The sequence below is a fragment of the Kosakonia sp. CCTCC M2018092 genome (assembly GCF_003864115.1).
In the GTDB taxonomy this organism is placed as follows: Bacteria; Pseudomonadota; Gammaproteobacteria; order Enterobacterales; family Enterobacteriaceae; genus Kosakonia; species Kosakonia cowanii.
This window is the reverse complement of the sequence record NZ_CP034225.1, coordinates 2317802-2329789: the sequence shown is the minus strand read 5'-3', so window position 1 is coordinate 2329789 and position 11988 is coordinate 2317802. Positions and strand designations below refer to the sequence as shown.

Below are 11988 nucleotides of genomic sequence, written 5' to 3'. Positions count from 1 at the left end.
GTGACGAATTCACGGGGGCAACCCAGCGTAAATACAACAAAGGAAACAACCCAATGGGTAAAGTATTAGTTCTTAAATCCAGCATTCTGGCAGGGTATTCTCAATCTTCGCAGCTCTCTGACTACTTCGTTGAACAGTGGCGCGCAAAGCACGCTGATGATGAGATCACCGTGCGCGATCTGGCGGAAAATCCGATTCCGGTGCTGGACGGTGAGTTAGTTGGCGCGCTGCGCCCGAGCGATGCCCCGCTGACACCGCGTCAGCAGGAAGCGCTGTCGCTCTCTGACGAGCTGATTGCTGAACTGCAGGCGCATGATGTGATTGTTATCAACGCGCCGATGTACAACTTCAACATCCCGACGCAGCTGAAAAACTACTTTGACCTGGTGGCGCGTGCAGGCGTGACGTTCCGTTACACCGAAAAAGGGCCGGAAGGTCTGGTTACCGGTAAACGTGCGGTAATCGTCTCCAGCCGTGGCGGTATTCATAAAGATACCCCGTCAGACGTCGTTGCCCCGTATGTGAAACTGTTCCTCGGCTTTATCGGCATCACCGACGTTGACTTTGTCTTCGCTGAAGGCATCGCCTACGGCCCGGAAGTGGCGGCAAAAGCGCAGGACGACGCGAAAGCGGCTATCGACAGCATCGTTGCCGCGTAAGCATTACCCCTCTCTTCCCTCTGTGGGAGAGAGGTATTTAGCCAGTTTTAGTGCATTGACTTCGCGCACAAAGGTTCTGAAGTAGTAGTTAATTTTGCGCACCAGATCCTCCACCATAAACTCATTGAGCGGCATGCCAGGCGGGTTAATGTGTGAGTCATCAAAATCGATTAGGCTAAAGCTGTCGGTTTGCGGATCGTAGAGAATATTGCCGAGATTAATGTCGTTATGATCGACCCCGGCGAGTTCGAGTTTTTTCGCTAACTGCGTGGCGACGTCGCCTTTTGCATATCTGGCCGCGGCTTTTTCTGCAAGTCCGACCTCCCCCTTCGCCAGAATAGCCGCCAGCGACTCGCCGCTGATTCTTCTTAGCTTCACCGAGACCGCTTTCTGCAAAGGATTTGCCGTCTTTCTCATCACTATGTTTGCACTGCCTGCGCCATAAAGGCGATTAAACGCCGCCGCATTGTTCATCGCGCTGTGCAACCGTCCCTTGTGCGCGGGATCGATAACTGCGCTGTAATCCTTCATCACATACTCATTGTCATAGTGATAAACGCTGCCAATGGAGCCGGTGGCGATCAGGTTTTCCGCTTTACGATAGCGTTCATCTGCGTCAGATCCTGCTCCGCTCTCTGCCTGAGATGGCCGACCTTTAAAGAGGGAGGAGATTTTTTGCAAGGGGTAGCGTAGCGCAGCGTGCTTTCTGACGGGCGCCTCCTCTTCCGGCTCTTGCCGAGCGGAAGGCATCGGCTGTGCCGGTTTTTTATAAGCGTACATGGGCATCATCTCCGGGTAAGAGCACCTTTTGATGATAGTGAAAAGCGCTATTCACCTGCGCGCTTTTCAGAGGTTTCACTGGCCCTGGTCGCCCGGTTTACGTAGCCACTTACCGTTAATGCCGCGCACATACTCACCCGGCTTTGCCCGCTCAACCAGCTTCTGCCCCGCCATATTGGCGACATCATCCACCGGAATATTGTTGCGGTCTGCCAGCTGCTGATAGCTCTCGGTACGCGCTTTATTGATGCGTTCAACCAGCGCCAGCGTCTCGCGATCCTGACGCAGCGGTGCGATATAGCCGTTCAGCGTTTCGCCGACGCGGCTCTGGCTGCGGGCCTCATCCAGCGTGAGCGCCTGGGCGATGCCGCTTACCAGGCTTAGCGCGAGCAGTGCTCCTATGACTCGTTTTTTCATCATCGCCTCAGAAGAGATCGCTACGGGATTTCAGCAGGCTCTCCACATCTTTATCGACCTTGATATGGATCTCATGCTCAATTTTGACATTCATGTTGATGGTGATCGGCTCTTTTGGCGCCGCCACTTCAATTCGCGGCGTACAGCCAGCCAGCAGCGTTACTGCCAGCAGGCCTGGCACGATTTTCAGGGTTCTCATCTCTTTTCCTCGCACGACGTGCCCTTTTTGCAGCGCGTATCGGGCAGCGCCGCATGTTGCTCCAGCCATGACTGTAAATTGTCAGCAAAACGCAGACTGCGCCATAGCGTGAACAGATTTTCCTGATGGGTGTAGTTGAGATTAACACGCCCGCTTTTTCCTTCGGCATAACTGGTGCCGGAGAGTTTCGCGCGCAGGGTTAACTGACCCAGATTATCGACATCGATCTTCGTCCACGAGCGCGAAATTTCCATATAGCGCAGCCAGTTAATCGCCGCGCCCGCCGCCATATGGTCATTGACGATGGCATCTGCGGTGTTTTTATCGAGTCGCAGCGTCATCGGCCCCGGGTTATGCAGCCAGCCATCTTTAATAATCCAGCGTGGGTTATCGAGCCACAGCGGCAGCGCGCCGTCAACGGGGCCGGAGAGCGCAAACTGCTTCGGATTGACCGCGCTTATCACTTCACTCGCTTCAATATGCTTCAGGCGCAGTAGTGCCGCATCGTGCTGCGGCAGACGGAGCTGTTGCAGCGTCACTTTGCCGCCGAGCACATCGACGCTGACATCGCTGAGGGTCAGCGGATCTTGCTCGCTGTAGGGCCACGCACCCTGTAAATCGGCGGTGATATTTTTTGCCGTCACCTGATTGACTACTTCACCGATGCGCAGCGACACCGGATGGCGCGTACCCAGTTGCCAGGTAGCATCGCGGTAGCGGAACGGCAGCACAAAATCGACGCCGTGGATCTCGTTATCCGGCGTCCAGACACTGCCATTTTTCAGCACGCCGTGACCGCCCGCTTCAAAGCCCTGATCGGCTGCGGCGGAAAAGGCGACCTGCGCATAGAGCGAGCCGTCGAGCAGATTCATTTTCCACTCCGGCGGCACCAGCGGCTGGAACACCGTCAGGGATTGCTGTGGCCACCACGCCTGGCCGCGCAGGCGCTCGCCGTCCCAGCGACCATTCACCTGCACCGGGCCAATCGCTTCGGCATTCAGCGCGCCTTTGAACTGGAAGCGCGTCGGCTCCGTGCCGTCAACGCTGAAATGCAGAGTTGACGGCGGCAAAACGCTGCCGCTGCTAAAGGTCGTTTTGCCCGCATCCAGCGTCAGAGCGCCGGTAAAGCGCGGTTTTGCAGTGTCACGCAGCCAGCGTACCGGTTTATCCAGTACCAGCCTCGGCTTACTCATCTGCATGGCACCATATTGCAGCTGATCGAAGCCGGTAGAGAGTTCCGTTAAGGTGATGGCTTCGTCGCGCCACTCTCCCCGCCCGGCGACATCCCAGCGGGCGTGCATCGGCGTGAAATGACCATCGCCCCAGTAGCGCCAGCGCCACAGCCCATTATCCGGCAGGAAATCCTCGGCACGACCGTCAAGATGGAGGGTGAAGTCACCGAGCGCATTCTCATGGGCGCGCAGAATGGCCTGCAAGCGCCCGTCGATACCGCGCTGCGTCAGGCTGACACCCGCCAGCGGCCAGCGCACCTCATCAATATTGAGCGAATCAATAATGCGCCCTCGTGAGCGCAGCAGCGCGCCGGGGCTGAAAGCAAGGTGCGGATCCTCAACGCTACCGCTGAGACGGCCGGGGAGCACGGCGTAGAAGATCAAATCGCCCTGCTTCGCCTCACCGGTCAGCTGTAGCGGCATGTCACTGTTGCCGGGGCTGAGACGCCCCGGGCCGAAGTTGAGCACAGCATTGCCTTTGCCGGCATCGCCCTGAGTTAAGACATTTAACCGGCCGCTGATGCGCGCATTTTCAAGTCCGGCCTGCCAGTTGTCGATATTCACGCCGACGCGGCCGCTTAACGGAAAGCCCTGATAAGGCCAGTTCCAGCGCCCGTCGCTGATGGCGAAGCGCTGTTCGCTCATCTGCCAGGGGAGATCCAGTAGCGGTTCCCCTTCGCCGCGCGCCATCACAATCAGTTGCCCTTGGTTATCGCGCCAGTCGAGATCGACATCAAGAGTGTGCGGCTGCTGCGGCAGCGTCAGGGTACTCTCCATATGCCCGTTCACCGGGATACCCGCCGGATCGTTGGGCAGCGTAAATTCACCGCCAAGAGTAAACGGCGGCTGATCGTTAAACAGCTTTAGCGCCATACGATTGACGTTCAGCTTCTGGCCTTGCAGGCGGGCGCTGAGTTCAACGCGATCGCCCTGATAAGTGAGTGCCTGAACCTGCGGCGTCAGCGCCAGCGAAAGTTTGCCCTGCCACGTTTTCCACGGTGATACCGTCAGGCGATCGACGGTCACCCAGCTGTAAGGCAGCAGCGATTGCCACTGCGCCAGCGAGCGCGGCGCGCTGTTATCTTCCTCATTTTTGGCGAGTTTATTCAGGCAGGCGGTGTTAATGTCCAGCGCATCAATATGCAGCTGCCAGCGGCTGGGATGAGTCAGCCGGGCGTTGCTGAGCCCGGCGAGGGTACAGTCACCGGTGATGTAGCGTAAATCGGGTATATAGAGGGAGCGGAGCGTGAGACGCGGACTATCGCTCATGGCGATGCGCGTGCCGGCGGGCAACCAGATGCCGACCAGCGTCGGCACCCACTGCGCCAGCGTCAGTAGCAGCGTGAGCGGCAGCAGTATAAACAGTAGTACCAGTGCGATGGCGGCCTTGTATTTACCCTTCATGGGCGGCTAATATCCTGATTTTGCATCTAATTGAGGCGAAAATGGCGTCTATTGTGCCACGTCGCGGCGCGATATTGAACGCACACGCCTCGTTAATCATAGACTGGCCGCTGCGTTTACCCCTAATGGGCGCTCAGACGATGAGCCGTTGATCTCTCTTCGCGGGATGGACATATACTCAATCTGGAAGCATTCACCTCGCCTCTGTCTCTAAACAATAGTTGAGCATTTACTTAATAATTTTAAAGCGTGATAATAGAGGCAGAAAATCATTGGAGAAAAGTCTTATGAAACTCGCGATATACAGCACAAAGCAATACGATAAAAAGTATTTGCAGCAGGTAAACGAGCGTTATGGCTACGATCTTGAATTTTTCGACTTTTTGTTAACGGAAAAGACCGCCAAAACCGCTAATGGCTGCGAAGGTGTCTGTATTTTCGTCAATGATGACGGCAGCCGCCCGGTGCTGGAAGAGCTGAAAAAACTCGGCGTAAAGTTTATCGCCCTGCGCTGCGCTGGCTTTAACAACGTCGACCTGGACGCGGCAAAAGAGCTTGGGCTGAGCGTGGTGCGTGTACCGGCCTACTCGCCGGAAGCGGTGGCCGAACATGCTATCGGTATGATGATGACGCTGAACCGCCGCATTCACCGCGCTTATCAGCGTACCCGCGATGCCAACTTCTCCCTTGAAGGCCTGACCGGTTTCACCATGTACGGTAAAACGGCGGGCGTCATTGGCACCGGGAAAATCGGCGTTGCCGCGCTGCGTATTCTGAAAGGTTTCGGTATGCGCCTGCTGGCGTTTGATCCCTACCCGAGCGCAGCGGCGCTGGATCTGGGCGTCGAGTATGTCGATCTGCAAACGCTCTTTTCGCAGTCGGACGTTATCTCACTGCACTGTCCGCTGACGCCGGAGAACTTCCACCTGCTCAACCAGACCGCGTTTGAGCAGATGAAAAACGGCGTGATGATCATCAACACCAGCCGCGGCGGGCTGGTGGATTCCCAGGCCGCGATCGAAGCATTAAAAACGCAGAAGATTGGCGCGCTGGGGATGGATGTGTATGAGAACGAGCGCGATCTCTTCTTTGAAGATAAATCCAATGATGTGATTCAGGATGATGTCTTCCGCCGCTTGTCCGCCTGCCACAACGTGCTGTTTACCGGCCATCAGGCCTTCCTGACCGCCGAAGCATTGACCAGTATTTCGGAAACGACGCTGGAAAACTTGCGTCAGCTGCATGAGGGCGAAAGCTGCCCGAACGCGCTGACCTGAGACGCGCTCCCCATCGCCGGGGAGCGTTTTAAGAGTAACCCCGGTGACACGGCTGTTCGACCGGGTACAATTCCCACCGTTTTGATGGAACGAACCCAGAGGAAAAGATGAAAAAATTGATCGCTTTGGTCGCGTTGAGCGCAGTGCTTGCTGGCTGCGTCAGTTCCCGCGCCGTACAGCTGAAACCAGAACAACTGGAAAATCAGCGCTTTGTATTGACTACATTTAATGGCAAAAGCGTTGCGCCAGACGAGCCGAAACCCGAGATCCGCTTTGATAAAGATCTGCGCGTATCCGGCAAAATGTGTAACGGTTTTACCGGTCAGGGCAAACTCTCTGAAGGTGCCTTAACCGTGAAACATCTGGCGATGACGATGATGATGTGTCCGGACGCGCAGCGTAACGAACTGGACCACACCATTAATGCAATGCTCGCCGAGGGCGCGCAGGTTGATCTGACCGGGAATCAGCTGACGCTGACCACCGCGACGCAGACCCTGATTTACACCCGCGCCGCGAACGCTCAGTAACTTCCGCAACTGCCGGTGGCAAGCGACTGCTCGCTGCAGCGTTTGCCATTTGGCAGTGCACACATCCCTGTCATTGACCCATCAAGCTGGCGTGCGACGGACATTGAACCGCCGATCATCGCGCAGTTGGCCTGCCCACTGTTGGACATCGCCGCTTTTAACCCTGGCGCAACGTGCGCGGCGGTTGCCTGCTGTACAGGTTCACTGCTGCAGGCTGACAATAACAGTGCGGCACACCCGATCCATAATGCTGAACGCATCTCTTCCTCTCCCCCATCAAAAAAGCGAAACCCAAGCATCATAGGCAGCCCGGCGCAATACGTCGAGGGCTGAAACTCATCTTTGTGGCGCGGTGAAACACTTTTTTGCGATTTTTCTAATTATGAAGCGGAATCATCCATCACACGGGTCGTTCGCTGCGGTGAACAGGATAAGGGGTTGCATCCTCAATCACGCGAGACTGTTTAGCATTTTTTTAATCACTGCGGTCACTTTTATTTCTTTTTTATATGTTTCCGTTTTAATGAATATACACGAATTATATTTACGCCATTTTTTATCCAAACAGATCTCAATATTTCCGAAAGTAATTGAAAAATAATTACACGCTCCAGTAATATCGCGCACAGATTTTTTCCTTAATTAAAAAATGGTTACCGCTATGTTATTTAAAAAAACATTTTGTGCAGCAACGCTTCTCTCCTGCTTTTCGTTAATGGGTTGTCAAACAAATGCTGATTATTTGGCGGCAGATGTTTACAGCGCCGGTCAGGTTAATGCCAAACAAAAAACGAAAACCGTCACGATTTTATCTGTCCTGCCAGCCAAAGTTGCGGTGGATAATAGTGAGAATAAAAAAGCCGCGCAGACATTTGGTGCCGTACTGGGCGCGGTTGCCGGTGGCGTTGCCGGGCATAATATCGAGAGTGGCTCTACGCTGAACACCGTAGCTGGCGGCGTGGGCGGCGGCGCGATCGGTGCGGCGGCAGGCTCTCTCGTCAAAGATAAGGTTCTGGTTGAAGCCGTTACCTTAAGCTACAAAGAGGGTAAACATGTATTCTCCTCCACCCAGGTGGGAAAAAGCTGCATGTTTACACCGGGCCTTGCGGTAATTATCTCCATGGGCAAAGACGAGACGCGTATTCAACCCAACGCCACCTGCCCTGAGAAAAAATAAAAGGTCACAAATGAAACGCGCAGCTTTATTTGTTTTTTTTGCGGCCGTAACTTTTACCCCTGATTATCTCTGTGCCGCAACGCTTCAGGAGCAATTAAAGGCAGTGGCTACTGCTGAAAGCGAAGGCGAAATGCAGGCACAGCAGGAAAAAGAGTACTGGCGAGAAAAAAGACGCCAGCACCGGGAGAAAAAAAGAGCAGCGGCCGCAGCTCAGCGTGCGGCTATAAATGCCAGGCAGGCGAAGCGTGAAGCTGAAATAGCCGCAGATAAAAAACGCGATCGGCAATTTGAGGATCAACTCCGCGATCTTGAGATTGAAAACCGGCGCCTGGAGCTGCAGGCAAAATCAGCTCGGGTGCAGCGGGAGAAGGATTTCGTTGAGCAAGAGCTTAAACAGCGAGCGGCACAAACGGATGTCATTCAATCTGAAGCTGACGCCCGGCGTAACCTCTCATCAGGGGGGAAAGCGTTAATGCAAAGCGAAGGTAAAGCCAGAGAAAAAGAAGCCAGCAGTTGGTGGTAACAGCGTAAGGCGGAACATTATGTTCCGCTTTTTTATTGCACCGCCTGGATCAATTTGTGCACTCGAAGACCACGTAAGTTCAGGGGATTAGAGAAAAGTCTTATACTTGCTTAACAATTACAGGACTCGTCGCCGTAAAACGTGTCCCTTCTTTTGAGCAATGTAAGGGTGCTTTATGATCACAACTGACGGTAATGGCGCAGTCGCATCCGTTGCGTACCGCACCAGTGAAGTTATCGCCATCTACCCGATTACCCCCAGTTCAACGATGGCTGAACAGGCAGATGCCTGGGCAGGAAACGGCCTGAAGAATATCTGGGGCGACACGCCGCGCGTGGTAGAGATGCAGTCAGAAGCGGGTGCGATTGCCGCCGTTCACGGGGCATTGCAGACCGGCGCACTCTCAACGTCGTTCACCTCGTCGCAAGGTTTGCTGCTGATGATCCCGACCCTCTACAAGCTGGCCGGGCAGTTAACCCCCTTCGTGCTGCACGTTGCCGCGCGAACCGTCGCGACTCATGCGCTGTCGATTTTTGGCGACCACTCTGATGTGATGGCGGTGCGCCAGACCGGCTGCGCCCTGCTCTGCGCCAGCAGCGTGCAGGAAGCCCAGGATTTTGCGCTCATCTCCCATATCGCCACGCTAAAGAGCCGCGTGCCATTTATTCACTTCTTTGATGGTTTTCGCACCTCGCACGAGATTAACAAGATCGTGCCGCTTTCGGACGACACCCTGCGCACGCTGATGCCCGGGCAAGAGATTGACCAGCATCGCGAGCGGGCTCTCAACCCGGAACACCCGGTGATCCGGGGCACCTCGGCGAACCCCGACACCTATTTCCAGTCCCGTGAAGCGACAAACCCGTGGTACAACGCCGTTTACGACCATGTTGAGCAGGCGATGGATGATTTTGCCGCCGCCACGGGTCGCCACTACAAACCCTTTGAGTACTATGGCCACCCGCAGGCGGAGCGGGTGATCGTGCTGATGGGCTCGGCGATTGGCACCTGCGAAGAAGTGATTGATGAGTTGCTGACGCGCGGTGAGAGAGTCGGCGTGCTGAAAGTGCGACTCTATCGCCCCTTCAGCGCCGCGCATCTGCTGGCGGTGCTGCCACAAAGCGTGCGCAGCGTGGCGGTGCTGGATCGCACCAAAGAGCCGGGCGCGCAGGCGGAGCCGCTCTATCTCGATGTGATGACCGCGCTGGCGGAAGCCTTCAATCGCGGTGAGCGCGAAACCTTGCCGCGCGTGATTGGCGGCCGCTACGGATTGTCGTCGAAAGAGTTCGGCCCGGAGTGTGTGCTGGCCGTCTTTAATGAGCTGCGCGCCGATAAACCGAAGCCGCGCTTCACCGTCGGCATTTATGATGATGTTACTCACCTCTCCCTGCCGCTGCCGGAAAACACCCTGCCGACGCACGCCAAACTGGAAGCGCTCTTTTATGGGCTCGGCAGCGATGGCAGCGTCTCGGCGACCAAGAACAATATCAAGATCATTGGCAACGCGACGCCGTGGTATGCCCAGGGTTACTTTGTCTATGACTCCAAAAAAGCGGGCGGGCTGACGGTTTCCCACCTGCGCGTCAGCGAAAGGCCGATCAACTCGGCCTATCTGGTATCGCAGGCCGATTTTGTCGGCTGTCACCAGTTGCAGTTTATCGACAAATATCAGATGGCAGAGCGCCTGAAACCGGGCGGTATTTTCCTGCTCAACACGCCTTACAGCGCGGATGAGGTGTGGTCGCGCCTGCCGCAGGAAGTGCAGGCGGTGCTCAGGCAGAAAAACGCCCGTTTTTATGTGGTTAACGCGGCAAAAATTGCCCGCGAATGTGGGCTTGGCGCGCGCATCAACACTGTGATGCAGATGGCCTTTTTTCACCTCACCGCCATTCTGCCGGGCGACAGCGCGTTAACGGCGTTGCAGGGCGCGATTGCCAAAAGCTACAGCAGCAAAGGCCAGGAGCTGGTTGAACGCAACTGGCAGGCGCTGGCGCTGGCGCGCGAATCGCTGGCTGAAGTGCCGCTGCAAGAGATTGATAGCCAAAGCGCGCATCGCCCGCCGGTGGTCTCAGACAGCGCGCCGGACTTTGTTAAAACGGTGACGGCGGCGATGTTGGCAGGTCTTGGCGACGCCCTGCCCGTCTCTGCGCTGCCGCCGGACGGCACATGGCCGGTGGGCACTACGCGCTGGGAGAAACGCAATATTGCCGAGGCGATCCCCATCTGGAAAGAGGAGCTGTGCACCCAGTGTAACCACTGCGTGGCTGCCTGCCCGCACTCGGCGATCCGCGCCAAAGTGGTACCGCCACAGGCGATGGAGGATGCGCCATCAAGCCTGCATTCGCTGGACGTGAAAGCGCGCGATATGCGCGGCCAGAAATATGTTCTGCAGGTGGCGCCGGAAGATTGCACCGGCTGTAACCTCTGCGTTGAAGTCTGCCCGGCGAAAGATCGCCAGAACCCGGAGATCAAAGCGATCAATATGATGTCGCGCCTTGAGCATGTCGAAGAGGAGAAAGCGAATTATGACTTCTTCCTCGACCTGCCGGAGATTGACCGCAGCCAGCTGGAGCGCATTGATATTCGTACCTCGCAGCTTATTTCGCCGCTGTTTGAGTACTCGGGTGCCTGCTCCGGCTGCGGCGAAACGCCCTATATTAAGTTGCTGACCCAGCTTTATGGCGACCGCATGATGATTGCTAACGCCACCGGCTGCTCTTCGATTTATGGCGGCAACCTGCCTTCGACGCCCTACACCACCGATGCGAACGGGCGCGGGCCAGCGTGGGCTAACTCGCTGTTTGAAGATAACGCCGAGTTCGGGCTTGGCTTCCGCCTGAGCGTTGACCAGCATCGCCAGCGCGTTATGCGCCTGGTGGAACAGTTTGCTGACGCGCTGCCCGCCGACCTGCTTGCGGCTCTGCGTGCCGATGCCACACCAGAGGTGCGCCGCGATCAGGTCGCGGCCCTGCGCAGTGTGCTGGCCGATGTGGAAGGCGCGCAGCAGTTGCTGACCGACGCCGATGCGCTGGTCGAGAAGTCGATCTGGCTGATTGGCGGCGATGGCTGGGCCTACGATATCGGCTTTGGCGGCCTCGATCATGTGATGAGCCTGACCGAGAACGTCAATATCCTCGTGCTTGATACCCAGTGTTACTCCAACACCGGCGGACAGGCTTCGAAGGCGACGCCGCTCGGTGCGGTCACCAAGTTTGGCGAGCATGGTAAGCGCAAAGCGCGCAAAGATCTCGGCGTCAGCATGATGATGTATGGTCATGTCTACGTTGCGCAGATCTCCCTCGGCGCACAGCTTAACCAGACGGTGAAAGCGATTCAGGAAGCGGAGGCTTACCCCGGCCCGTCGCTGATTATCGCCTACAGCCCCTGCGAGGAGCATGGCTACGATCTGGCGCTGAGCCACGATCAGATGCGCCAGCTTACCGCCACCGGCTTCTGGCCACTCTATCGCTTTGATCCACGTCGTGAAGCCGAGGGCAAAATCCCGCTGGCGCTCGACTCCCGCCCGCCGTCGGATGCGCTGGCAGAAACGTTGCTTAATGAGCAGCGCTTTAAACGCCTGAATGCGCAGCAGCCGGAGGTGGCTGAGCAGCTGTGGAAAGATGCGGCGGCGGATCTGCAAAAACGCTACGACTTCCTCGCGCAGCTGGCCGGGAAAGCGGAAAAAAGCGCGGCCGAATAACGCTCAGACAAAATAAAAGCCGCCGAATGACGCCCGGCGGCTTTTTTATGTCACTGTTTTGCATGACAACGAGCGGCAAGCTGGCTAATA

Annotated in this window: 11 protein-coding genes; 6 read left to right on the top strand and 5 right to left on the bottom strand. The window is 56.3% G+C overall.

Annotated elements, in window-relative coordinates:
* Positions 1-53 precede the first annotated feature (53 nt).
* The gene (gene azoR / locus EH164_RS11185) at positions 54-659 is read left to right on the top strand and encodes an FMN-dependent NADH-azoreductase (RefSeq protein WP_124968268.1); all 606 of its coding nucleotides are present in this window, start codon (positions 54-56) and stop codon (positions 657-659) included.
* 3 nt (positions 660-662) lie between these two features.
* Here azoR and EH164_RS11180 read toward each other — a convergent pair whose 3' ends face one another.
* The 4 genes from EH164_RS11180 to EH164_RS11165 form a co-directional block, all read right to left on the bottom strand.
* A complete protein-coding gene (locus tag EH164_RS11180; protein ID WP_164483616.1) occupies positions 663-1439 on the bottom strand; it encodes a lipopolysaccharide kinase InaA family protein in 777 nt (258 codons plus the stop codon).
* A gap of 75 nt (positions 1440-1514) precedes the next feature.
* Entirely contained in the window at positions 1515-1856 is a 342-nt protein-coding gene (locus EH164_RS11175; RefSeq protein ID WP_124971397.1) for a YdbL family protein, read from the bottom strand.
* Positions 1857-1863: 7 nt separating this feature from the next.
* A complete protein-coding gene (locus tag EH164_RS11170) occupies positions 1864-2055 on the bottom strand; it encodes a YnbE family lipoprotein (protein WP_054803764.1) in 192 nt (63 codons plus the stop codon).
* A complete protein-coding gene (locus tag EH164_RS11165) occupies positions 2052-4691 on the bottom strand; it encodes a YdbH family protein (protein ID WP_124968266.1) in 2640 nt (879 codons plus the stop codon). The genes EH164_RS11170 and EH164_RS11165 overlap by 4 nt, the downstream gene beginning before the upstream one ends.
* A 287-nt stretch (positions 4692-4978) precedes the next feature.
* On the opposite strand from EH164_RS11165, the gene EH164_RS11160 reads away from it, so the two are divergent.
* Positions 4979-5968, top strand: a complete 990-nt coding sequence (locus EH164_RS11160; RefSeq protein WP_124968265.1) for a 2-hydroxyacid dehydrogenase — start codon at positions 4979-4981, stop codon at positions 5966-5968.
* A 107-nt stretch (positions 5969-6075) separates the two neighbouring features.
* Positions 6076-6498, top strand: coding sequence for a heat shock protein HslJ (gene hslJ / locus EH164_RS11155; protein WP_124968264.1), 423 nt, complete (start codon positions 6076-6078; stop codon positions 6496-6498).
* Here hslJ and EH164_RS11150 read toward each other — a convergent pair.
* Complete coding sequence (locus EH164_RS11150) at positions 6492-6758, bottom strand: DUF333 domain-containing protein (RefSeq protein WP_023478601.1); 267 nt, start codon at positions 6756-6758, stop codon at positions 6492-6494. The two genes, hslJ and EH164_RS11150, sit on opposite strands and share 7 nt — an antisense overlap.
* A gap of 401 nt (positions 6759-7159) precedes the next feature.
* Here EH164_RS11150 and EH164_RS11145 point away from each other — a divergent pair, with 401 nt between their 5' ends.
* From EH164_RS11145 to nifJ, 3 genes are all read left to right on the top strand, one after another.
* On the top strand, positions 7160-7675 hold the full coding sequence (locus EH164_RS11145) for a glycine zipper 2TM domain-containing protein (protein ID WP_124968263.1): 516 nt from the start codon (positions 7160-7162) through the stop codon (positions 7673-7675).
* Positions 7676-7685: 10 nt separating this feature from the next.
* A complete protein-coding gene (locus tag EH164_RS11140; protein WP_124968262.1) occupies positions 7686-8198 on the top strand; it encodes a DUF5384 family protein in 513 nt (170 codons plus the stop codon).
* A 175-nt stretch (positions 8199-8373) separates the two neighbouring features.
* Positions 8374-11898, top strand: a complete 3525-nt coding sequence (gene nifJ / locus EH164_RS11135; RefSeq protein ID WP_124968261.1) for a pyruvate:ferredoxin (flavodoxin) oxidoreductase — start codon at positions 8374-8376, stop codon at positions 11896-11898.
* Positions 11899-11988: the final 90 nt, after the last annotated feature.